General features: G+C 48.9%; 21 protein-coding genes and 1 tRNA gene. 9 read left to right on the forward strand and 13 right to left on the reverse strand.

The window, feature by feature from the left end:
- Nucleotides 1-32: 32 nt before the first annotated feature.
- Nucleotides 33-419, forward strand: a complete 387-nt coding sequence (locus QUF18_RS03815; RefSeq protein WP_289385373.1) for a hypothetical protein — start codon at nucleotides 33-35, stop codon at nucleotides 417-419.
- 140 nt (nucleotides 420-559) lie between these two features.
- Here the strand turns inward: QUF18_RS03815 and QUF18_RS03820 are convergent, their stop codons facing one another.
- The 3 genes from QUF18_RS03820 to QUF18_RS03830 form a co-directional block, all read right to left on the reverse strand.
- Entirely contained in the window at nucleotides 560-1,330 is a 771-nt protein-coding gene (locus QUF18_RS03820) for a toll/interleukin-1 receptor domain-containing protein (RefSeq protein ID WP_289385375.1), read from the reverse strand.
- Between the two features lie 383 nt (nucleotides 1,331-1,713).
- Nucleotides 1,714-2,082, reverse strand: coding sequence for a hypothetical protein (locus QUF18_RS03825; protein WP_289385377.1), 369 nt, complete (start codon nucleotides 2,080-2,082; stop codon nucleotides 1,714-1,716).
- A 53-nt stretch (nucleotides 2,083-2,135) separates the two neighbouring features.
- Nucleotides 2,136-2,801 carry a hypothetical protein gene (locus QUF18_RS03830; RefSeq protein WP_289385379.1) on the reverse strand — a complete coding sequence of 222 codons (666 nt, stop codon included), beginning with the start codon at nucleotides 2,799-2,801 and terminating at the stop codon, nucleotides 2,136-2,138.
- Between the two features lie 544 nt (nucleotides 2,802-3,345).
- Here QUF18_RS03830 and QUF18_RS03835 point away from each other — a divergent pair.
- From QUF18_RS03835 to QUF18_RS03850, 4 genes are all read left to right on the forward strand, one after another.
- Entirely contained in the window at nucleotides 3,346-3,504 is a 159-nt protein-coding gene (locus QUF18_RS03835) for a plasmid mobilization protein (RefSeq protein ID WP_289385381.1), read from the forward strand.
- Nucleotides 3,501-3,797, forward strand: coding sequence for a hypothetical protein (locus QUF18_RS03840; RefSeq protein ID WP_289385382.1), 297 nt, complete (start codon nucleotides 3,501-3,503; stop codon nucleotides 3,795-3,797). Before QUF18_RS03835 ends, QUF18_RS03840 begins: the two co-directional genes overlap by 4 nt.
- Before the next feature lie 84 nt (nucleotides 3,798-3,881).
- Entirely contained in the window at nucleotides 3,882-5,378 is a 1,497-nt protein-coding gene (locus QUF18_RS03845; RefSeq protein ID WP_289385384.1) for a hypothetical protein, read from the forward strand.
- Nucleotides 5,378-7,429 carry a hypothetical protein gene (locus QUF18_RS03850; RefSeq protein WP_289385386.1) on the forward strand — a complete coding sequence of 684 codons (2,052 nt, stop codon included), beginning with the start codon at nucleotides 5,378-5,380 and terminating at the stop codon, nucleotides 7,427-7,429. Before QUF18_RS03845 ends, QUF18_RS03850 begins: the two co-directional genes overlap by 1 nt.
- On the opposite strand, the gene QUF18_RS03855 is transcribed toward QUF18_RS03850, so the two are convergent.
- The 5 genes from QUF18_RS03855 to QUF18_RS03875 form a co-directional block, all read right to left on the reverse strand.
- Nucleotides 7,423-7,668 carry a hypothetical protein gene (locus QUF18_RS03855; RefSeq protein ID WP_289386172.1) on the reverse strand — a complete coding sequence of 82 codons (246 nt, stop codon included), beginning with the start codon at nucleotides 7,666-7,668 and terminating at the stop codon, nucleotides 7,423-7,425. The genes QUF18_RS03850 and QUF18_RS03855 overlap by 7 nt on opposite strands.
- Complete coding sequence (locus tag QUF18_RS20360) at nucleotides 7,610-8,215, reverse strand: SH3 domain-containing protein (RefSeq protein ID WP_353074477.1); 606 nt, start codon at nucleotides 8,213-8,215, stop codon at nucleotides 7,610-7,612. The genes QUF18_RS03855 and QUF18_RS20360 overlap by 59 nt, the downstream gene beginning before the upstream one ends.
- 189 nt (nucleotides 8,216-8,404) lie before the next feature.
- The gene (locus tag QUF18_RS03865) at nucleotides 8,405-8,983 is read right to left on the reverse strand and encodes a hypothetical protein (protein ID WP_289385388.1); all 579 of its coding nucleotides are present in this window, start codon (nucleotides 8,981-8,983) and stop codon (nucleotides 8,405-8,407) included.
- Between the two features lie 7 nt (nucleotides 8,984-8,990).
- Entirely contained in the window at nucleotides 8,991-10,331 is a 1,341-nt protein-coding gene (locus tag QUF18_RS03870; RefSeq protein WP_289385390.1) for an AAA family ATPase, read from the reverse strand.
- A 60-nt stretch (nucleotides 10,332-10,391) separates the two neighbouring features.
- Nucleotides 10,392-10,646, reverse strand: coding sequence for a helix-turn-helix domain-containing protein (locus tag QUF18_RS03875; RefSeq protein WP_353074478.1), 255 nt, complete (start codon nucleotides 10,644-10,646; stop codon nucleotides 10,392-10,394).
- Between the two features lie 285 nt (nucleotides 10,647-10,931).
- Here QUF18_RS03875 and QUF18_RS03880 point away from each other — a divergent pair, with 285 nt between their 5' ends.
- Nucleotides 10,932-11,225, forward strand: coding sequence for a hypothetical protein (locus QUF18_RS03880; RefSeq protein ID WP_289385392.1), 294 nt, complete (start codon nucleotides 10,932-10,934; stop codon nucleotides 11,223-11,225).
- 290 nt (nucleotides 11,226-11,515) lie between these two features.
- On the forward strand, nucleotides 11,516-11,698 hold the full coding sequence (locus QUF18_RS03885; RefSeq protein ID WP_289385394.1) for a hypothetical protein: 183 nt from the start codon (nucleotides 11,516-11,518) through the stop codon (nucleotides 11,696-11,698).
- 417 nt (nucleotides 11,699-12,115) lie between these two features.
- Here the strand turns inward: QUF18_RS03885 and QUF18_RS03890 are convergent.
- A tRNA-Thr gene (locus QUF18_RS03890) sits at nucleotides 12,116-12,191 on the reverse strand.
- A gap of 221 nt (nucleotides 12,192-12,412) precedes the next feature.
- Nucleotides 12,413-13,375: an NAD(P)H-dependent flavin oxidoreductase gene (locus tag QUF18_RS03895; protein ID WP_289385397.1), complete on the reverse strand. Its 963-nt coding sequence runs from the start codon at nucleotides 13,373-13,375 to the stop codon at nucleotides 12,413-12,415.
- Between the two features lie 492 nt (nucleotides 13,376-13,867).
- Here QUF18_RS03895 and QUF18_RS03900 point away from each other — a divergent pair, with 492 nt between their 5' ends.
- Together QUF18_RS03900 and QUF18_RS03905 are read left to right on the forward strand one after the other, a co-directional pair.
- Complete coding sequence (locus tag QUF18_RS03900) at nucleotides 13,868-14,881, forward strand: hypothetical protein (RefSeq protein WP_289385399.1); 1,014 nt, start codon at nucleotides 13,868-13,870, stop codon at nucleotides 14,879-14,881.
- A gap of 204 nt (nucleotides 14,882-15,085) precedes the next feature.
- Nucleotides 15,086-16,054: a methyltransferase domain-containing protein gene (locus tag QUF18_RS03905; RefSeq protein WP_289385400.1), complete on the forward strand. Its 969-nt coding sequence runs from the start codon at nucleotides 15,086-15,088 to the stop codon at nucleotides 16,052-16,054.
- Nucleotides 16,055-16,089: 35 nt separating this feature from the next.
- Here the strand turns inward: QUF18_RS03905 and QUF18_RS03910 are convergent, their stop codons facing one another.
- The 3 genes from QUF18_RS03910 to QUF18_RS03920 form a co-directional block, all read right to left on the reverse strand.
- Nucleotides 16,090-16,944, reverse strand: a complete 855-nt coding sequence (locus QUF18_RS03910) for a TIGR02186 family protein (RefSeq protein ID WP_289385402.1) — start codon at nucleotides 16,942-16,944, stop codon at nucleotides 16,090-16,092.
- 1 nt (nucleotide 16,945) lies between these two features.
- The gene (locus tag QUF18_RS03915) at nucleotides 16,946-17,827 is read right to left on the reverse strand and encodes a sulfite exporter TauE/SafE family protein (RefSeq protein ID WP_289386127.1); all 882 of its coding nucleotides are present in this window, start codon (nucleotides 17,825-17,827) and stop codon (nucleotides 16,946-16,948) included.
- 666 nt (nucleotides 17,828-18,493) lie between these two features.
- Nucleotides 18,494-22,069: a peptidoglycan-binding protein gene (locus tag QUF18_RS03920; RefSeq protein ID WP_289385404.1), complete on the reverse strand. Its 3,576-nt coding sequence runs from the start codon at nucleotides 22,067-22,069 to the stop codon at nucleotides 18,494-18,496.
- Between the last annotated feature and the right edge of the window lie 191 nt (nucleotides 22,070-22,260).

Raw genomic sequence — 22,260 nt, forward strand, 5'->3', positions numbered from 1 at the left:
AAACGTATAGTCGGGCGTGCAAGGGAGGTGAAATGCAACCTCAAATTGGTGTTTCGTCGGTTATGTCGGTTTCGTCGGGAGGGGGTATATCAAACTCTCAGCCGGTGAACGCCTCACCGCGGTCGGCACAGAAACCCATCCAGCAAAAACAATCATCGTCCGAAATGCAGACGATGTTTCGCCATGAGTGGAAGCCAAACACCAATGCAAAGCCGGATGACCCTGAAACCTATGCTGAGGCTCTGCGCATGCATGGAGCTATGTCTTACGGTGTGGCTATGCGGGTGCTTGGCTGGGGCGGTACGCGGGCAAGTCAGGCAGAGGATGCTTTACGGCTCGCCGGGCGTATTGTGTTCAACAGCCAAGGCCGCGCTGTTTTATCTGATAATGAGAACCATCAAAACGAGGTGGCGAAATGAGTGTAAATAATGCGTCCAAATTGGACATTCAGTAACTCCGCACACTGAGGTGGGGTTTACCTACCCCTGTCAACAGACCCGAACTTATCGGGTCTGTTGACAGGGGTGCCAATATGGATGCTCTTTAGTCGCTTTTCGCGCTAATGGGATATTAAATTTTTTAATAGTTCATGTAAGTTATTGTTGCACGAAATAGTTATTGTGCCTGCTGTGCCTCCACCTGAATCTCCAAGAGTAAATTGCGTTGCTTTAAATGAATATTGGATGGCAGATTCATTTTGCAATTGATCCAAAACAGTCTTGATTGGTATAAAGTCCCGCTCATAAACGTTAGATACAGCAATCACTTGATTTGGCTCATGAATTATTATTTCTTGGACAAGGAATGCTCCTATGGCTATCAACTCATGCGCCATTTTACCTAAACGCAGACGTATTATATAAGGAGCCTCAAAGGTTAAGACAGATTGTACAAGGCTATTCGCATCAATCGAGGGTACCTGAGAGCCTAGTTGGCGTGCTATTAGTTCAAATATCTGAGTTACCTGTAGTGGATCATTCGCTTCAATGCCCTGTAGGAGACTAATAGGCAAAGGAAGATCAACCGGACGCAGTCCTGAATGGCAAAGAGGCGCAATTGGAATGTCTCGTGCCCATCCTGCACCAGCTTCAAAATTAATCCATGGTCTGCTGATGCTATTAGGGCTGCAGAGAAGTATCATTGCTGCGCAAGAACGTAAACCTTCCGTAATTCGGTCCAGCCAATTTTGTCCAATCTTAATTGTGTCTGAATCAGAAGATACGAATACTTCGACCATTCCTAAAAAGGTTTTCTCAATTTGTTGTTTAAATATATTTGCAAGCTCTTTTTCTTCTGTAATATGACTTAAAAATATCGTGGTTTTTTTCATATTTAAGTTTCCTTTTCGCAGCGCCACCGACATTAATTGTGAGGTATTGTTTTAAAATAACATTGTCTATCATGGGATTCCAAAGTGCGAGATTCTAATGCTTGTCGTTACATTTATATTATAGTTTCGGAGAGCTGTTGGAATTAAAGGAAATATACCTGTCCATTCCCTTGTTGCGTTGCAAAATGTGCGCGCGAGACCTATCACATTAGCGCAAAGTAGTCTTATCCGTATTGGGCAGTCAGCGGGGGCTATCAGATAGAGATATCGCGGCGAACCGGTATTAGCCTGCAGACGGTAGGGAATTTGCGACGGAGGCGAAAGGTAGCTACTTAACGGGGGGCTAACGGAAGGCGACATTTAAGTAGCCTTCCTAAGTGCCGTTAGCGAAGTTTTTCTAATGGCATATCATAATTTATGCGGTAGTACTCGTTTGGATTGTCCGTAGGAGGCCAATCTGTCTTGATGCGGTTTTCTTTTGTGGCTTTGAATTGAACAATAGCACGTACTTCGCCGTCATTATCAGCAATAGCTTCTCTGCGAATACCAATAATTGTGCCATTCAAATATGACTGCTTGTTCTTAGCTTCATGCATGAAGAACTCTTTACCAATCAACCCATCAATCTCAGCGTCTTTTATGCGCCATGAGACTGAATCAAAAAGTCCAGCCTTTTGATCAAGTGTCACAAGGCCTTTGGGCCTGCCATCTTCATACCGGCACAGTACATGAAGGGATATTGCATTGTTCATTTTGACCCTCAGGGTTTAATTTATTTATGGATGCTATGCGTGAGAGATTAGCGTTATTCTATGGGGAGGGTGACCAAGAATGCAGCTAATCGCTTAGCTTCAGCTTCAGATAGATCAGAGGGAAGCTTTATTTCGACTTTATAGTCCGCTCTGAGCTGAAAAGTATGATCGAGAACCATCTTTGATGGCTCAAGTACTATTGGATCCTCTGCTTCCAAGGTCTCTTCACGCGAGATGGCTGGAACATGGCCGATAGTTGTGCTTTCACCTTTGGCTGTGGAGGCTAAGCCGCGTATACTTAACTCCCATTGCATACGGCTTTCTCCTGATGGGTATCTGCCTTTGATGTAACGGCCACATTCAAGAGTTTCTAACTCCTTAAAGACCCGCCTGACATCGTACTCTGATAAGCCCGTTCGATACGCGGCTATACGTACAGGCATTTCCCAAGAGTCTTTTTTGCGGTCATCAAACCAATTGAATATACGTTTTGCGGCGTCATCCTCTTGGTACATCTTCTGCAGTTTATGCGTTATGCTTTCGTCCATTTTATTATCATAACCCTTTAAAATCATCAAATAACATTTATCATTGATGTACAGCGTTGATTGATGATTGTAAACGATATTATTGATTGTTGTGGACGAGGGGGCAATCAACAGGCTACCAGCGCACACGGAACAATGTGGGTTTAAATGGCTGGGGCGATGATGGTGCAAATCTGCCTCATGTCGAATTTAGTGACCAATACGCGTGTGTACGCGTACGCGAGGCAATCTACCATTCAAGGCAGAGACGGCCTTTAGATACGTCTACCCCCTTCCGACAAAACTTATCATATTGGTAATTATGGCTTTTCATTTTGACATGCAGCGTCATGATTTTCTGCGCAATACGTACGCGGGGGAAATATAGCGCCTATAACGGGAAAGGACTTTCGGGAGCAGTACGCGCACGCACGCGAGGGTTTCACTGTTTAATCCCATATCGACTGAAAGAAAATCAAAGCAGGCCTGAGTTTTCCGACACTATAAAAAGGGTCAAAAAAGAGTTTTGCGACCAATACGCGCGTACGCGCGAGGGAAAGCACGTTATTTTTGGGTTGCCAAATTGTCGCACTGTTAGACGATTATAATCCAGCATGATCTATTATGATCCGATATGATCTAGCCTGACATTGTATTCAACTATTTGTAATTACAGCATTATTTTTGTTTGCTGGCGCTGGTTGTGGTATTCTTTGTTATAACAAAGGAGGCCGTTATGCGCTCAGACGTTGCAATGCCAGACTATATTCGTATTCGCGTTTTTCCAGATGAAAAACAGCACCTGAAAGAGGCCGCTCAAAAGCGCGGTATTTCTCTTTCTGAACTGATCCGCTCCAAGACCCTGCCAGCCAAAGAATGCGAGGCTGCCGCATGAGCGAAGTAAATGAGCCAGTCATTAAACCGTACCGTACCAGCAATGGCATGTATTTGCTCCACCCTGAATTTATCAGCGGGCTAATCGCTCAAATCTCTTGGCAGTGTATCAATCCAACGACCGGCGAAGCGGATCTGGCAGCAGGGGCGGCACTGTTTCAGAAGGCCGCATTTCTGCTCTGTAAGCAAGTGGAAACCGATGTTCTACAGCGCGGCGGCACGACAGCAGAGGCTGAGTATCATGCGCAGGAAATGTTCACCTTCTTCGATGCCGGAGCAATCGGCATTCAGTAATGCCCAGCCATGAAAGGGCTATCAATGCGAAATCAGAAATCTCTCATTCTCGACCACTCCACTTTGAATGGAAAGGCGTGACATATGCGTAATCTACTCACAAGTTTTCTCGACCAGCGCGAAACCATCGGCAATCTGTTAGCGCCATTCGTGACCGGTCAACCACAACAGTTTCAGCAGCGCGACCCGCAAGCTCTACGGGATGCCGTGCTTTCAGGATTGCCACAGCAAGCACCGCAACAGCAGGCACCAGCTACCCCTGATCTGCTTGGGGCATTTTTTAATGCACAACCTCAACAGCAGCAGCCTGCCGTTGCGAATATGTTGCTTCAAGGTTTAGAGCCATCTCAGAAGTCGGTTCAGCCTTTACTGCCGCCTATCAACATTGACCCGCAGAAGGTGGCAGAGGTGCCGCGTGCGGTCGATTCGATGCAAACCGCAGCAACACCGCATACAGTGCTACAGCAGCAGCCACAGGCTAAATCTGGTGGTTTTGCAGACATGCTGTCCAAATTTGGCGAAAGTGATTTCGGCCAGCGGTTCAGTGATATGATGCTCGGCTGGGGTATGGGCGGCACCATGCAGGATAGTCTGTCAAAAGGCAGCCAGATGATTGCCGCCGGAAACCAAGACCGGAAGACCAAAAAAACACAGAACCAGACGATTGAATGGCTCAAAGGCCAAGGCATGAGCGAGGCTGAAGCTCAGGCAACAGCCAGCGACCGCCCTGCATTGAATGCCTTCCTGATTGCTCTGCGTAAAGGCGTTGATCCGAAAGACGCGTTACAACAGCGGAAGCTGGAACTGGAAATCAAAAGTCTGGAAAACCCGCAGCTTTCACCATCCGATCAGCTTGCTCGTGAAAAGTTCGAATGGGATAAAACGCAGGGCGGCGTTGATGCGCCTAAGATTGTCGAGTTGTATGACGCAGAGGTCGGCCAGCCATACAAAGCCACATGGAACGCAGCCACCCAGACATTTGACCGGATTGGTGGTATCAAAGCACCAAGCGGTACGCAGCTATCAGTGGGGCCGAATGGTGAAATCACATTCCAGCAGGGCAGCGGGTTAAAGCCGCTCACCGAAGGCCAGTCAAAAGACGCGGTATTTGCTACCCGTGCGGAAGGTTCGCTCGGTATCCTCAACCAGCACGGCAATGCCTTAGCAGACTTTCAAGATAAAATGGCTAGCGGTGTTCCGGTGGTCGGGAATTACCTCAAATCTGAGGGCTACCAGAAAGCGGAACAGGCAGGGCAAGAGTTTTTGCAGGCTATTCTGCGTAAAGACACTGGTGCCGCCATCACCAAGGAAGAAACCTCTGAGTATGGCGCTGTATATCTTCCTCGCCCGGGGGATAGCGCTGCTGTCCTTCAACAGAAAGCAGCTTCTCGTCAGCGAGCGCTTGAAGCACTTAAAGCCGGTATGCCGCCGCAGGCTATTTTGCAGGCTGAGACTGCAATGAAAAACACTGATGCGGCATATCCTCCTTCTGGCGCTCCGCAGTCTGGAATGCTTGAGGACGGTTATCGCTTCAAGGGGGGCAATCCTTCTGATCCGAACAATTGGGAAAAGGTGCAATAATGACTGGCCCTTGGGAAAAGTACAAAACACAAGAAACCGCGCCTGCTGGCCCTTGGCAGAAATATGCCGTCCCAGCCGCAGGCCCCTATCAGGGCAGCTTTGCCAATGATAGCACACAAGGTCCGACATTTGCCCGCGGTGGTGCTGGACTGCCACAGGAAAAGACTTTGGGCGGCGCGGGTATGACATGGATGGAAAACGCCATTAACGGCATTCCGATTGTAGGCCCATCCATTCAGAAAGGCTCTGACTATATCGGCAGTAATCTTTACGGGCTGGCAACTGGTCAAGACCCTGCGCAAATCCGTGAGGAAGTGAACCAGCGCCGCGAAGGGCGAAATGAAGCTTATCCAGTCTCAGCCTTCTCGGGGCAGCTTGCAGCCAACATTGCACCAATGTCTGCTATCGGGCGCACAGCAGCGGGAGCAGAGGCTTTAGGCGTAACCGGCACAAACTGGCTAACCCGTGCCGGCAACTCTGCTGCATCCAGCGCGATAGTTTCAGGAGCGGATATTGCGGCGCGTGGTGGCGGAGCAGCGGACATGATAAATAATGCGTTGATTTCAGGCGGTATTGGTGCCGCTATCCCCGCTCTGGGTGCTGGTATCTCCAAAGGGCTTGAGACCTTCGGCAATCGCAATATGTCGACCATCGGCGCAATGCTCAATCCTGCCAAGGAGGCAGAAAGGCGTGTTGGCACTGCATTTTTGCGAGATGCGCAGGCTGATCCGAAATCTATTATGAGCGCCGCTGACAGGCAGGTTGCACAGGCGAACAATATCCCGCTTGTAAATGCCGATATTGGTGGAGAAACAACCCGCGCTCTTGCCCGCTCTGTTGCCAACCAGTCACCGGAAGCGCGCGCAGTCATCGAGCGGACAGCCAGTGACCGCTTTGCAGGGCAAGGCCAAAGAGCGACCGAGTTCATTAAAAAGATTGTTGGCGGAAATGCTGATGATATTGGCTACAGACACGCATTGCAGGAGCAGGCCAGATACCACAATAAAGCCGCCTATGATACAGCATACAGCGCCCCACATGCTCAGCAGGTCTATACCAAAGGTTTGCAGGAACTTATGCAGTCGCCCTCACTGCGTAAGGCTGTTGCTGATGTGCCAACACGCAGCGCAGACAGAGGCGCGGTGCAGGGCTTCAAAGAAATCGGCAATCCATTCACGATAAATAGCCAAGGTGCTTATGTGCTACGTCAAAAAGCGGATGGAACGTTCGTTGCGCCCAATTTGCAGTTTTGGGATCATGTTAAGCGGAATCTTGATAGCCAGATTGGTACGGCACATCGTGGCGGTGATGCTTCATTGGTGGCTGATCTGAGTGCTATCAAAAACAAGCTGACTTCCGAACTGGATACAGCCGTCCCAGCATATAAACAGGCACGGCAAGGGGCTTCCGGTTTCTTTGATGCTGAGGACGCATTAGACGCTGGGCGCAAGTTTGTTAACTCCCCGCGTAGGGTGCCGGAAGTGCGGCAAGCATTTAATGCCTTCAATGGAACTGAGAAACAGGCATTTGCAACCGGCTATGCTTCTGAACTGATTGACAGGATCAAAGTGACAAATGACCGCTCAAATGTGATTAATCAGGTATTCAAATCTCAGTCGGCACGAGAAAGCATGGAAATGGTGCTTGGCGCCCAGAAGATGAAGCAGATTGAAGCTTATGTTCGCGTTGAGGATTTGGCCGACCGGTTGCGCGGGGCAATGGGCAATTCCACTACAGCCCGCCAATTGGCCGAGCTTGGGATTGGTGCTGGCGCTGGTGCCTATGGTGCTTATACTGGCGATTGGAGTAGCGCTTTAACGGTCGGGGCATTAACCGCTGGTGTAACCCGTGGTGGTCGCTGGCTTAAAAATAGCGCGAATGACAAAGTATTGCAGCAAATGGCAAACCTGCTGACAAATGAGCACCCACAGGCGCTTATTATCGCAGCACAACAAGCAGCAATTAAGCCGACCTATATGAGAGCCTTGGAGAAGCTGTCTGAAATGTTAGCAATACCAGCGCGTGGCGGTGCTGTAATGGTCGGTCAGTAAAAGAGGCTCACTACCCAGTCACCAAAGCCAAACAATCTTTCTTCTTTCAACCACCATCCAAGCGGCAGCAATAGGGCTGCCGCTATGATGTAACCAATAAGGGCGAATGGCTGAGGATTGTTTTGCATGAATGAACCATAGTACGGCTGGTGAAAATGTCGAGAGGCATACTGGCGGCAATTAAAAATAACACTGTGGGTTTCTGCCGCCTGGGCGACTATATGCGCTACGTCCACCACATCGCCTACCGTTACGCATTAGATCATAGGGACAGTCACAAGTACCCACATATGGTTCACGGGTTGGCTGACCAGCGCGGCTCTGCCTAACTGGTGCGACTGTTTGAGTAGGTAGAGTTCTTGTTGTGGTTGGCGCTGGTCTAATAACGGGTTTTTCGCTCGTAAGAAGGCTGCTGCTTATCCAGCCTGTGCGGTTGCGATATTCAATGCTGAACCAATCACCGCGGACATTGAGAACTTTCACAAGATGCCCTTTTTCAATCACTGTGATGATTTGGGATTTAGTCGAGGCTTCCGCCCTCATATTGGCGCGCTGCGATGTGTATAGGCTAGCACCAATGAACGGTGATGGTTTCGCGACCGGTGGCGGGGTGTTTGTTGACCGCTGCGTTTGCTGAGGCTGGATAAGACCAAATGCCTGAGTAGTGTTTTCAGATATTGAGTTTTGAGGTGCTGGTGACGGCCGGCTGGGGATATCATCTTTACCGCCTGCAAGATAACCAATGCCTATAAAAGCAATAACCAGCCAAAGACTTGGTTTTTTCATGAGCTTCTCCCCATTCGCCCAATCCCAAGTCTTATTGTTCAGAGTCGTTTAATAAATGCTCTAGTTATAAAGTCTAATATGTTTTTCTTTTTTAGGGAGAAGGCTTTGCTGTTGAGCTAACCAACGCCGCATTGGGAATAGTGACCTATCACACAGAATTAATACGAAATTTTCATCATAGAAGTATGTTTAACTCACATGTCCGAAGTCTGTATTGTTTTGCGCATCTTTCTGCTGAAGAATTATGTTGGCTTTTTTATTATGTGGGAGATCAATACTTTTAGAGTTCCACTCGGTCTTTCCGTCGAGTGTTTTCTTTCCGCCAACAAGGGTCTTATTTAGTATTGCCTGTCCGCCATTAAAATTAACATCGAGTTTTTTATGCGCTAAATAACATGTAACCTTCTGAATATCAAAAATGTTCATCAATCTTGATAAAGCTAGGGCGGAAAGAAACATTCCCTCATATTGCTTTAGAATATGCAACCATGTTCCTTGGTTTACCCTTCCTTTAAGCTCTACAATATGTAGATGAGCCCCACTTTCATCAAAGGTTAAAAATGCTCCGTCTGCACATTTTTGTTCACTCAATGAGACAATAAGTGCTGCCCCTGCTTTTGAACAAATTTGAACAGCTTTACCGGTCACGCTAAATTTAGCTGTGCTCGCTCCGGCCTCTTCTTTTTCTATGATTTCAAGTGAGTCTTGAACTTGATAGACATACTGCTTGCTAAATATTGGCAGATGCCCTTCGCAATCCCTAAACATGCTTAGATTAAGACCCCATTAATGAGATAGTTTCGTCAGCTAAATTAATAAGTATTTCATTTAAACTTGGGACTGCAAAACCGTCATTTTCTCGCTTTAGTTCTACAACGGAGGTTCCAGACTTGGTTGGTCTAAATTCATAAGCTCGAACATCGCCTGGATTTATTAAATCGCTATCTTCGTAATCTTTCTGGTTTAGAAAAGTTTCTTTATTCTTTCGCTCATACATTGCCATCAGGTTGTTAAGTTGTTGGATAAATGTATCGCTGTGTGTCGTTAGCGTGATGTGTATCCCTGCATTTAATAGGCGCGCAATGGCTCGCGCCATATACCTTTGAGCAGACAAGTGAAGATGCGCCTCAGGCTCTTCCAGAATTATGTGAGTACCAACCCCTCTACCTTTTAACAAAATGAGCAACGGAGCTAATTCCGTAATCATTGAGGATGCCGCGTGCATAGGTACGGCTTTGTCACTTCCTTCAGAAAAATATAGATAATTTGGTGTTAAATCATCAGAGGGTTTAATTGTCCCTTTAGCTACGTTTGTTTCGAGCCATCGCGCGACTTCGGATTGAGCTGTTTTCCGCTCAATTGGGGGCCATGTAATACGCTGCAAAAACTCTGCTAAAGGCATAGGAAATTTAGGGGCCTCATCTTCACTTTCAAATAAATTTGAGACGAGTGCTTTAAGAGCTAATAGCAATCCTGTCCTGGCGGCAGGAATGTAAATAGGGTTTCGATATTGCCCCCAAGTGCTACCATAAAGAGCCATACCAATGATTTCATAGAATAATCTACCGCCAATATTATCGTATGCCTGTGGGGTGTTGCGTGGGAAACGAACACGGATCACACTATTACCGCTGGCTTTACTAACGCTGCCCGATACAACTTTATTCGTAGCTTTGTCATATTGTATTTCTGATACATCGATGGCCGCAGTGATGCTTTCAAAATCATCGCTGATTTTGAATTTTATTTGAGTTGTTTCAAAGCCATCATATGCAAAGACACGACTTAAAAACGACTCGCAATTTTCATCAAAATATGCCTGAACAACATTGATAACATCTTCGATTTTTTTACGATCAATCTCTAAAGAACTTCCTTGGTTACTTTTAGATTTACTTATGAATGCCTTATACCAACGCGGCCACGAATCTTTTGAAATTCCATTTATATTTGCTAAAGCCCACATCAAGCTAGCAATATAACTTTTCCCTGTATTATTCTGTCCAATAAATATTGTTAGTGGCGCTGCGCTAATTTCAGCGTGGCCAACCTTACCTAAATTATTTACTTCAAAAGATAGCAATGTATCTACTCTGTTATTAGAAAGAAATTTCAACCGTTTCTATCATGAAGATAGGAGGTTAGGAAAGCCTAAACGGAAAAAGCAATAATTAGCTTATTTAGACATTATTGCCACACCAACGCCCGCAGCCTCTCCCCCATGTTCAAGGAACTGCACGCCTGCATCCTCTAGCGCTCGTTTAATGGCGGTGAGGTTGTTGTGCGTGGGTACACGGCGACCTTTCTCAAAATCGCGAATAGTGGAAAGTCCTAAGTGTGCGGCTTCTGCAAGCTGCTCCTGTGACCATTCGATTAAGCCTCTAGCGGCTCTTGATTGTGCTGGTGTCATCATGGTTGCTTTATAGCGCAATAAATTAATTTCATCAAGAAATAACGAAAACTGTTGACGGTTAACCTTAATGGGTGATAACTGTCATTTATTGATGATTTTCGTTGATTTGGAGTAGCTAATGCCAAACGCACCCGTTCCGGCAAACGCCGAAGGTATGCCCGCATATAAGACTGCATGTGAAATTCACGACAACATATTTCTGGCTCTGGATATTGCGGAGAACCAATGCCCGTTCCCAGAGGAAGCGTGCGAATTGATGCGCGACGCACTGAGCCAGACGAAACAACTACTGGAGAAACTATCATGAGCGGTTCAGTGCCAGACATACAACCAGCGCCAGCAGGCAAAATGGGCGAGACAGCCACCATGCGACCAGCGCTAAAGTTTACGAAGAAAGATGCACAGCTACCATTTACGGCTATGGCTTTACTCGATGTTTGCGCTTTAGCGGTGAATGACCTTGATGCAGACGGGAGTGCGGAACACACTAGGCGCTATGCCAGCAGTATCTCGACTGTGATTAATCATGCGCTCGATGTGTTCGTAGACTTTCATGAGAAACTGGATCGGTTAGGCCGCTTGGAGGTATCAGAATGAACACCTCACACAGTCTACTGGGCGCAAATGATCTGCTGAGCATATCCGGTCATTTGATTGAAGCTATATTCATGGCCGCATGTGACCTATCCGACAAACGGCAGATAGAAGCTATCCAACAGGTATGCATAGTCGCACAAAAGCACATCAGCGATGCCAGCGAGATTATCGACACAGTACGGAAAAGCGGCCTGTCATGATGCTTATTCGTTTATGGTTAGCGCTTGCAATTCTCAGAGTGAGCAGAAAGTTTTCAATCTGGTTGCTGCCGGAAGCTAAAGGGATACGCGATGAAGCAGATCAATAGCCCTGTCATTCATAGTTTCCGTAGGCGGTTGCTCGAAAAGTGGATTGAGGATGCGATTGCGCTTTTAGATCAATTTGACGGCGATGCAGATTTTGAGGAGTGCGACGCTGATTATGAAGATGAGCGAGAGGAGCCGCGCTATATCGTGGGCGGGGCTGGTGTATAATATTCACGCTGAAAACAGCGGCGTATCAGCGTGAGTTTTGTCACTCCATAAAAACCAGCGTTCGAAATATGCGACTTCCTGCATTGCAGGGTGAGTGGTGACAGGCTTTACTTTTCGGAGGCAGACATAGCCGGAAAGCTTCACCGATTAATCCGATATCACAACACGAGAGAACCGGAGTTTGCCGACACTATAAAAAGCTGCTCAAAATCAGTTTCGTCGGTTATGTCGGTTTTGTCAGGAGGGGGTAGAGTAATGTCTTGGGTCTTAAGTGAGCGAGGGGATGTATCGCACTTCAAGCTATTTAGTCTCTGCAGCTATTAATTCTACCGCTGAATAAAAGGGGGATTGGTGGGTGGATTGAAAAGTAAATTTGCAATGTAAGTTATTGATTTTAATTGATACTTTCAACGATTATGGTGCCGCTTACGTGACTCGAACACGTGACCCCATCATTACGAATGATGTGCTCTACCAACTGAGCTAAAGCGGCAGGGATATATTTCCCTCAAACAGGCAACGTATTAAACCAGCCCATACGGGCGCGTGATAACGAAGTCTCATACTCTTTGCAAGGCGCAAAAATAAAAAGGAGTGCTTTCTGACCGGTGATGAAAATTATTATATTGCCCTGAAAGAATGCACAAGAAACTTGGTATTCTTTCCGGGATTTAAATTGCACTCTGCTTGAAAGCATCTTCGCTTAAAATTGATTTATGACTGGCAAAGCGCTGTTTTTGCAGCTTTATATTGTTCAGCCCAGCGCTCAACCAATTGTCCCGCTGGCAGAATTTCCTTGACCGCTCCGATCCCCTGACCGCAGCCCCAGATATCTTTCCATGCCTTTGCGCCAGTGGTTGCTTTCTGGAAATCCATCTTGCTTGGATCAGCTTCCGGCAGATGATCCGGATCCATTCCGGAAGCCTCAATTGACGGGCGCAGATAATTGCCATGAATCCCTGTGAAGTAGTTGGAGTAGACAATATCCTTTGCGCTGGATTGTACAATCATCTCTTTATAGGCGTCTACTGCATTGGCTTCTTTGGTGGCGATAAAGGGTGAGCCGATATAAGCAAGATCGGCGCCCATTGCCTGCGCTGCCAGAATGGCGCTGCCGCTGGAAATAGCGCCAGACAATGCTACCGGCCCGTCAAACCATTCGCGAATTTCGGCCATTAAGGCAAAAGGAGAGAGGGTTCCTGCGTGGCCGCCGGCACCGGCTGCTACGGCGATCAGCCCGTCTGCGCCTTTACGTATGGCCGAATTGGCATGGCGGTTATTGATCACATCATGCAGAACGATGCCCCCATAGGAGTGGATCGCTGCATTGACTTCCGGTACTGCGCCGAGGGAAGAAATTACAACCGGCACTTTATATTTGATGCAAAGTTCAAGATCTTGCTGCAATCGCAAATTGGAGCGATGGACAATTTGATTGACGGCAAACGGTGCGGCTGGTTGCTCCGGATGTTGTTGGTTGTGTTGCTGAAGCCCTTCGGTGATCTCGGCCAGCCACTCGTCCAGTTGTGCCGGAGTGCGGGCGTTCAATGCCGGAAATGCGCCGATAATCCCGCTTTTACACTGCGCCATAACCAGAGCCGGATTGGCAATAATAAACAGCGGTGCCCCGATTGCCGGTAAACGCAGGTGGTTTTTGAGAATATCTGGAAGAGCCATTTCGCATTCCCGTAATTGACGTTAACGTAAACGGTATATTGATGGTATAGATGCCATGATGTCAAAGGCAAAATACCGGCTGAGGATTTAAAATAACAGGAAGCTTGCCGTTTGACGAATGTGCGATATCTATTGTTTAGTGTGCGGGGTACAGGACTTTTGGCTGTTAAGCCACGTATGGCTCAAAGGGATTCATATGGGCTTTCGCGCATTTGAGATAATGAAAAAATTCGGAGCGGGCACTGTGAATTTGATGCGCTGCGACACGCTTTTGGAGAAAAAACAGCATAAAAGAACCACAAAAGCCTGTAAAATCGGGATTTTATGCAAATAGTCTTTGTGGAACAATATGTTAAGATCGTATACAATCTTTTTGCTCTCTGGCGACAGATAGGATTTTATAAAGCTTAAAAATCAGTTAATGCGTATATCTGCTATTTTTTGCATAAATACTGGCGCAGAAGAATGCGACGGTTATAGGAAGGGACAATTTTGCAGGGCATCGAAAGTGCAATTCGCAACGCTTTAACCAAAGCGGATTCATCTGATCCGGCTATGCGCCAGCGGATTTATGAGTCCGTTTGGAGCGCGCATGAACGCGCTATGGCGGCGAATACTCAGCTTTCGGATCAGCAGCGCGCGGAACGTCGCGAAAAGCTGAAAACTGCAATTTCTCAGGTTGAGCAGGAAATGCGCCAGCCTGTCAGCCCTGTTGCTGAAGAGCCGCTTGCACCGCAGCCGCATTATGATGGCGGACTTGGCGTGCCGGAACTGGATCGTACGGAAATGCGGGCACAGCCTGAGGCTTTCCGCAAGCGCCGTGGTAAAGCACAGGCAGAGCCTGACCTTGGTTATGAGCCGGATATCGCGCAGCCTGTTGCTCACAAAAAACGTAAAAAATCACGTCTTGTTTCTCTGGGGTTGCCATTGGCGTTTTTGCTGACGGCGGGTTTGATCGGTTGGTCGCTCTATAATAGTTTTGTCACTGTTGGACCTGTGAGCGGTAATAGTCACTCTCTGCCCGGCAATGTCGCGCCGGTGATGCAGGGCAATGAAGCTGACAGTAAAGACTGGATAACAATCTTTACACCCGCACAGCCAAATCGTGTGGCTGTTCAGGGGAAAGCGACAGCAGAAATTTCCGGCTCCGGCAATGCCCGCTATGTGCGGGTTAAATCGCCGACGGCTCAGGATACAGCCAGCTTTGATATCGGGCAGGGTGTGCTGGATCAGATCGAGGGTAAACAAGCGACTTTTGAAGTGATGGTGCGCAGTGATGACGGCGGCACAGTGCAGATGTCCGTGAGCTGTGATTTAGGCACATTAGGCGATTGCGGTCGCAAGCGTTATGATGTGACAGATCAGCAAAGTAGCTTGTTGTTTGATCTGGCTGTTCCGGAAGTATCGTCTGCGAATAGCGCAGGGCGGATCATTGTTGCCAGTGACATTAATGGCTCCGGCAAAAGCGTCGATATTTATGCGATCCGTGTGAAGGTCGTGCAATAAGCACGATCATACGCGGCGCTCTAACACTCTATATTTACAGCATAATTTCACCTTAAACTGATCCAAGTTTAAGGTGAAATTATGCTATAGCCGGATAAACCGGCACAGAAAAAATCTGTTTCAAAACGCTGACCGTGTAAAAAATATCTTGTCAAATACCGCGCATCACTGCATATCGCGTGCTCTGCAACAAATGCGGTAACTATGGCGCGGGCATTTTTCTCTTCCGGCGATCTGATAGCGGATCGTCGCGCTCATTATGCGGTCATGATGTCTGAGGCGGGAGACCATTCCGCAGCAGCTGACCTGATGCGTCAGTCACTTGATTATCTGAAATCTCAGTTTCTGCAATGGCCTGCCGGCATGTTCATGCTGAGCGAAATGTATGAAAATGCAGGCGAAACTGAAGAGGCCGTTATACTGTGGCGCCAGCTTCTCAAGCTTGATCCTGATGACCGTTTTGGTGCAGCGCTGAAACTGGCGCAATGTGGTCTGGGGGAAACCCCTGATGCAGCCCCGCCTGCTTATATTGAAGCTTTGTTCGATGCCTATGCGCCGGATTTCGAAGAGTCGCTGGTCGATAAACTGCAATATTGTGGGCCGCAAAAGCTGGCCGGATTGATTGCCAAACATTTCCCTGAGCGCCGCTATCAGCATGTGCTGGATTTGGGTTGCGGCACCGGCCTGATGGGCGAGGAAATCCATCAGTATTGCGGCTTGCTCAGCGGTGCCGATTTGTCAGAAGCAATGTTGAAAAAGGCTGATGAGAAACAGATTTACACACGGCTGATTAAGGCTGATGTGAACCTGTGCAGCAGAGCAGCCCTTGTAGATGACGCACTGCCGCAACCGGATATGATCCTTGCGGCCGATGTGTTTATTTATATCGGCCAGTTGGAGCGTGCGTTTGCGCTGGCGGCCGAGTGTCTTCGGAGAGGAGGGGTGTTTGCCTTCTCGGTGGAAACACATGACCGTCCTGAAATGCAGGATTCAGACGGTTCATGTGACGATATGATTTTACAACCCTCTTTACGTTTCACGCATTCTGCCCGCTATATTCAAAATCTTTTACAGGCCAGCCGTTTTGACATGCTGGATTATCAGCATATCGCTTTGCGTCTTGATCGCGGTGAATATCTCGACGGTTATGTTTTCATTGCACAAAAACGCTGACAAATCTGCCTGATAGCCTTGGGCTTGATCTGCTATCAGTCTTTACGGAACAGCACTTGTCCGATCCAGCCTGTCAGACCGGCGAGAAACACGGCGAACAAACCATAAGCCAGACTATATTGATGCGCAGCTTCAAAAATTTGCTGCTCAAGACCGGCTTTGACAATGTTAAGATGACTGGTGGCCTCGCCAATAAAAACGCCGTGGCGGAACAACAAAGCACGCGCTTTGTGCCGGCCGACCGGCACATTGGCTGACAGCGCCAGTGTCGCACGGAAAAGGGTCTGCGAGACAAATTCCACAGAGCCGACATTCTGCGTATAAATTCCCTGTCGGGATTTCAGCTCGCGCAGTTCCTGAGCGAAACGAATAGTATTCGGATCGGTTAAAGTGCCGTATTCCGGCGACAACGAAAAATAATTGACGCCGAGTGATAGCTGGCGATAGGTGCGCTCGTCCGTTATATCCTGCAATGGTCGGGTTGATGCCAGTGAATAGGACAGCGGTACCGATTGGAATGTCTCGGAATCGGCATTCACCCACACACCGAGATAACGCGATTTCTCACGCACAACCAGATTGCGCTGCGGGCCTTCCAGCACCACAATAATGTCGTATCGTGCCTGCCTGCGGATCAGCGGATCAGCATTGTCCAGCGCACCGAAAATTGTCAGGTTGGTGCCGTTGAAATTCGAAGCAATGGCTATCGTCTCGGTAGATAGACCGATCTCAATAGTTTCCGGTAATTGCTGCGGTTCCAGCAAAGCATTGACTGCAGGCACTTCCTGCCCGCGGTCCTTTTTGCGTGGTGCAGTATCACCACTTTGCAGTGGCAACAATGCGGAAAGCAGGAGCGTCGCAAACAAAGTCTTGGCGAATGATGTCTTCATCTTACTCATCCGCAAAGCCGATGGAGAAGAGGTTATCCGGCTGAATAAACAGGCCGAAAGCCAGTCGCAGAGCAACGGCCAACACCAACAGTGCCAGCAACATGCGCAATTGTTCACCACGCAATTTGCGTCCGGCACGAGCGCCGTATTGTGCGCCGATCACGCCGCCGACCATCAGCAAAAAGGCCAGAACAATATCAACCGTATGGTTGTTGGTCGCCTGCATAACCGTTGTAAAGGCGGTGACGAAAGTGATCTGGAACAGCGAGGTGCCAACAACCACATTGGTTGGCACGCGCAACAGATAGATCAGTGCCGGAACCATAATGAAACCGCCGCCGACACCCATAATCGAAGAAAGTAAGCCGATACAAAAGCCGATGACCAGAACCGGAATAATGCTGACATAGATCATCGAAGCGCGGAAACGCGCTTTAAACGGCATTTTGTGAATCCAGTTGTGCTGACCAGAGCGGCGTATATCCGGCGCTGTGCCGCCTTTGCTGCGCCGCAGAGTGCGCCAGCTTTCAACAGCCATCAACCCGCCAACAGAGCCAAGCAACACAACATAAAGCAGCGAGATGATCAGATCGAGCTGACCAAGCTCACGCAACAGGGAAAACAGATAAATACCGATCAGTGATCCGACCAGACCGCCAACAACCAGTAGCAACCCCAGTTTGATATCGAGGGTACGCCGCTTGAAATGCGATAATGCGCCTGAAACCGAAGAGGCAATCACCTGATTAGCGCCGGTCGCGACGGCAATCGCTGGCGGAATATTGTAGAAAATCAGCAAAGGCGTGATGAGAAAACCACCACCGACACCGAACAGGCCGGATAAAAAACCAACAGCTGCCCCCATGCCGAGAAGAACCAGCATGTTGACCGAAATTTCCGCTATTGGCAGATAAATACCCACGTCCCGTTACCGCTACTATGCTGCTGCGGGTACGCAAATATCTGTAAACCTGATCTGTGGTTTGCAGCTTTGATCCCGCAGAATGCTCCCGAATATGCTATCTGTGCCTATCAGCAGACTTTGCAGCTTTTCGATGGCAGAAGACAGTCATTATCAGTGAGCTGACAGAATTATATGTCTGAACATCATTTGCGACGTCAAACCTGAAAAATATCTGTATCGGAACGTGTCGCATTCATGCTGAGTGCAGTCTGCACAACAGACACTGTGTCTGTTTAAAAGCCTGCGAAGAAACGCTGTAATCTCAACTGAACAATACCCGCTCTGATGGCGCTTTTGCATACAACATATTGATTGTTGCAAAAAACTGTTAATTTTCTGCGCCTTTAGCGCCATGATGTCAAACCATGGCTGTGCATAATATGATGCGAAACAAGCAGCCTGTATCTGCACTGTAAATTGTGGGGCATAACTGTTGCAGTAAGGTCGCAATTTTCACCATGATATCAAACAAAAATGCCCTGCTATGGTTGAGTAGCAGGGCATTAAAACGCATTTCGAAAGTATAAGTAGTTTCAACGGTTCAATATTAACTGATGCCGCTCTGATTTTTCAGTTTTCAATCAATCAGCTGTTGCGTGCCAGTAATGCTTCCACCAGCGGCTGATCGACTTCACCGGTTGGCTTCATGCCGTTGGATTTCTGGAAGGCGGCAATCGCGTCACGGGTCTTGGAACCCATTACACCATCGGCGCTGCCTGCATCATAACCGTTCTTCTGCAGGATCAGCTGAATATTGCGAACGGCCTTTTTCATATCCACCGAAGCGGTGGTTAAGGCTTTCTCGTCTGTCCACGCATCCGGAATATGCACAGAATTGGCATCTTCAATCATATCCTTCGGCTTCCAGAGCTTGGTCAGATTGACCGCACGCTCCAGCTGTTCAGGCTTGAGCGATTTCGCAACCTGATCGCGCTTTTCAGCAGCATCGGCGTCACCGGCTTCAGCGGCCAGCGCGAACCATTTATAGCTTTCTTCCAGACTTTGTGTGCGGCCTAAGCCTTTGGCGGTCAGAATGCCGAGATTATACTGGCTGTCTTTAATGCCGAGTTCCGCGGCTTTGAAAAACCACTTGGCAGCATCGTCATTATTAACTTGTCCCTCAGGGCCCATTGCATACAGCACTGCGAGATTATGCATCGCGCTGGCATTGCCCTGAACGGCTGCCTGCTCGTAAAGCTTGGTTGCCTTGGCTGCATTGCGTGGCATGCCGAGGCCTTTTTCGTTGAAATTGCCAAGGCGGTATTGTGCCGGCGCAAAGCCGCGTTCAGCGGAAAGGGCATACCATTTTGCAGCTTCTGCATAGTCACTGGCTACACCGCGACCATCTGTATAACGCATGCCGATTTCGTACAATGCGCGGGCATCACCACCTTCGGCGGCATTGCGCAATGCAATTGAGCCGACCTCTTTCGGGATAGCAGGCACAGCTGATGCTTTGACGGATGCGGTAATCTCCGTCTTTTCAACGCGGGTCTGTGGTGCTGCCTGAAGCGGAGCCGCAACGAAATTTTGTTCTTTAACACCTGGCGCTGCAACATTAAGTGCATCTGGCATTGGCTGGAGTGCCGATGCCGTTGATGCAGGCTGATTGATGGTCACAGGCTTGATAATGGCCTGCGTGCTGCCAGCCATGGATGTGGCCGAGAGTGGCTGTGTCGGGAACTGACGCGCGCCAAGCGGCTGAGCCTCTTCGCCATCTGGCACCGCGCCATGGTCGAGACTGGTGATCTGCACGGAAGGTGTGATCTGCTCCGACGGATAACCAGCATTATTACCGGCACTGCCCAATGTGGTGATGGTTGGTAAAACAGGCTTTGCTTCTTCAGTCACAGCAGGTTTTGCGCTGACAGGAGCAGTCTGAATTTTCGATACATCAGCAGCCTGCGGAACAGTGCTGTCTTTGGTTTCAACTAGATAAGTATTACCGAGCTGCAGGCCGGTTGCTGCAATAATGACAGCGCCGAGTGCCAGCAAAAGCGGCTTACGCAGCGAACGTTTTGGTTTGTCGGGTGTCGCCGTGCGATTTTCATCCGAGGTAATGTCTTCATTCAGATCACCATCGGTCTGCTCCTGATCGCGCAGACGACCGGTTTCATCAGCCGCTGCCTGAACTGCACGACGGGCAGCGCTAATCAGGTCGGATTTTCCGGTGCTTGCAGGCTGATCGGAACTACGATTGCGCTGTTCATCGCGTACACGACGGATAATTGCATTGAGATCCGGCATTGCTGCAAGCGTCTGATCAATGCGGATATCTTCTTTGTTCACATCCGGCTGTGTTGCTGCCGCCTGCGTATCAAGCTCCAGTAAGTCACTGGCTTCGATCTTGAAATCATCCGTGGCGGCAGGTGCCTGAACATCCGGTTTCGGGCGGCGTACAGCTTGTGCAAACCCGCCAAGCAGAGATTTGCGGGCGTCCGCTTTCGGAGTCTCAAGGTCTGCATCTGAACGTGCTTTATCGGCAACCGGATTGGCCGCTGATTTGACAGCAGCGCGTGCTGCCTCAATTGCTGCATCGGCCGGTGAGGGCGCGGTGGAAAAAGAGCGTGCTGCATTGCCTGCGGTCTGAGGTGCATCTGCACCCCATTCCGGAATAGAGAACTGGTTTGTGTAACGACCGGTGTCGCTCTGTTCACGAAGCTGTGCAGCCGGGCGCGACACTGCCGCATGTGGCGGCTTCTGAAGATTGTCCTGCTCCATCTGTCCCAGACGTTCAGCAATTTTCAGCAGTGTGTCATGCACGCGGTTAAAAGTGCGGTTATTGCGCTCATCGGTTTCACGGGTCAGTTGTTCCAGAGCTTTGACATCATCGGCGAGCTGGCGGGCAAAGCCGGTATCACGAGCAGAGCCCTTATCAACAACCTGACGGATCGCTTCTTCGGCTGCTTCACGGGCAGCGCTTAAAACGGTGTCGCGGTTAATATCAATGGCACGTTCAATTACATCCAGGCGCGGCTTGATTTCTGCCAGTTCCGGCATCAGCGCTTCAGGTCTGCTCAGCTGCTCGGTGATGAAGCTCAGCTGTTTTTCAAGATTCTGCATCAGCTGCTGATCGGCCTGTGGTGCAGCTACAGGAACGGCTTGCAAAACAGCAGTCTGTTCTGTGACCTGACGGGTAATGTGGTCGAGACGGCTTTCAAGCGCCTGAATAAAGCGATCATCATTCAGTGCGGTTTTGTGCGCACTGCTGCGATATTGCTCATCCAGATGGCTGGTCAGATCGGCAAAACGGCGATCCAGCTCTTCAAAAACGGCAAGTTCCTGTTCCGGCTGCTGGCGGTTATAGCTGGTTGCCAGAATAGCGCGGCTGATTTCGTCCAGACGTTCATCCAGCTGGCGCAGGCTGTGGCTCTGATTATCCGGTAATCTTTCAACAGCCTGTCGCAGGCCATCAAGACGTGCACTGATGGCTTCCAGAGCCGGATCAAGATTGACCGGCTGATTGGCGATCAGCTTTTCGGACTGTTGCTGTTCAAAATTGTCAAAACGCTCATCGAGTGCATCCCAGCGGTGGCTCATACGACGCAGGGATTCTTCACGTGCCAGTGTTTCGACAGTGCGCTTTAATTCCTCAAAATCACGGCGCATCACTGCATCCGTGTTCGGGGCGTGATTTGCGGCAGATGTAAAATTGCTGGTGCCTGCAATAAAGCGGTCGGTCGCGGAAAGGCGCGCCGGTGCATTCTGACGGGTGTCAGGCATATGTAGTTTTTCACTGATCGCCGCGGCTTGTCTGAGTTCGGTGCGCGCGCGCAGACGCTGCAATTCTTCTGCAATTGCCGACAGGGCTTCTTTGTGCGGATGATCGGCGACAGGTGCTGATTGTTGAGGACGCGCCTGCTGCGCGGGTTGCTGAGGACACGCCTGCTGTGCGGGTGTTTCATGGCGCAGAAATTCCAGCGCATCCGCAGCGGCAGTCTCAGAGAAAGCAGTTTGGGTATTGTTCTGATTTTCAGGTTCTTGCTTTTTGCGCAGATGATCTTCCAGCGCGGACAAGGTGCGGTTCAGCTCATCAAGCGATGCCAGCGGGCGGCGTTCACGACGCATATTCAGGTTTTCGAGAGGGGACCGCTGGTTATTCATCGCCATTTCACCTTCAAACTGTGCCGCCATTTTACTGGCGCCGGTCAGATCATTCATTTTGCTTTCCGCCTGCGGTTAAGCGGGCGCTGAAGCAAAACTTTTGTGCGGTGACGTTAAGAGATCACACGAAACACAGATTTTGCCGTAATCACACTTTTGTCGAAACGTGGTAAATAAGCGGTTAACTTTAGAATTAATTATTAGTTTTATATTGGATGAATATTAGTTTTTTCTGATAGTTCGGCGGT

Source organism: Pseudochrobactrum kiredjianiae, assembly GCF_030362795.1.
Taxonomy (GTDB): Bacteria; Pseudomonadota; Alphaproteobacteria; order Rhizobiales; family Rhizobiaceae; genus Pseudochrobactrum; species Pseudochrobactrum kiredjianiae.

Coding starts and splice junctions, on each gene's coding strand:
- QUF18_RS03815 (WP_289385373.1), top strand. CDS start 33: ATGCAACCTCAAATTGGTGTTTCGTCGGTTATGTCGGTTTCGTCGGGA.
- QUF18_RS03820 (WP_289385375.1), bottom strand. CDS start 1,330: ATGAAAAAAACCACGATATTTTTAAGTCATATTACAGAAGAAAAAGAG.
- QUF18_RS03825 (WP_289385377.1), bottom strand. CDS start 2,082: ATGAACAATGCAATATCCCTTCATGTACTGTGCCGGTATGAAGATGGC.
- QUF18_RS03835 (WP_289385381.1), top strand. CDS start 3,346: ATGCGCTCAGACGTTGCAATGCCAGACTATATTCGTATTCGCGTTTTT.
- QUF18_RS03840 (WP_289385382.1), top strand. CDS start 3,501: ATGAGCGAAGTAAATGAGCCAGTCATTAAACCGTACCGTACCAGCAAT.
- QUF18_RS03845 (WP_289385384.1), top strand. CDS start 3,882: ATGCGTAATCTACTCACAAGTTTTCTCGACCAGCGCGAAACCATCGGC.
- QUF18_RS03850 (WP_289385386.1), top strand. CDS start 5,378: ATGACTGGCCCTTGGGAAAAGTACAAAACACAAGAAACCGCGCCTGCT.
- QUF18_RS20360 (WP_353074477.1), bottom strand. CDS start 8,215: ATGAAAAAACCAAGTCTTTGGCTGGTTATTGCTTTTATAGGCATTGGT.
- QUF18_RS03865 (WP_289385388.1), bottom strand. CDS start 8,983: ATGTTTAGGGATTGCGAAGGGCATCTGCCAATATTTAGCAAGCAGTAT.
- QUF18_RS03880 (WP_289385392.1), top strand. CDS start 10,932: ATGAGCGGTTCAGTGCCAGACATACAACCAGCGCCAGCAGGCAAAATG.
- QUF18_RS03885 (WP_289385394.1), top strand. CDS start 11,516: ATGAAGCAGATCAATAGCCCTGTCATTCATAGTTTCCGTAGGCGGTTG.
- QUF18_RS03895 (WP_289385397.1), bottom strand. CDS start 13,375: ATGGCTCTTCCAGATATTCTCAAAAACCACCTGCGTTTACCGGCAATC.
- QUF18_RS03905 (WP_289385400.1), top strand. CDS start 15,086: ATGGCGCGGGCATTTTTCTCTTCCGGCGATCTGATAGCGGATCGTCGC.
- QUF18_RS03910 (WP_289385402.1), bottom strand. CDS start 16,944: ATGAAGACATCATTCGCCAAGACTTTGTTTGCGACGCTCCTGCTTTCC.
- QUF18_RS03915 (WP_289386127.1), bottom strand. CDS start 17,827: ATGCTGGTTCTTCTCGGCATGGGGGCAGCTGTTGGTTTTTTATCCGGC.
- QUF18_RS03920 (WP_289385404.1), bottom strand. CDS start 22,069: ATGAATGATCTGACCGGCGCCAGTAAAATGGCGGCACAGTTTGAAGGT.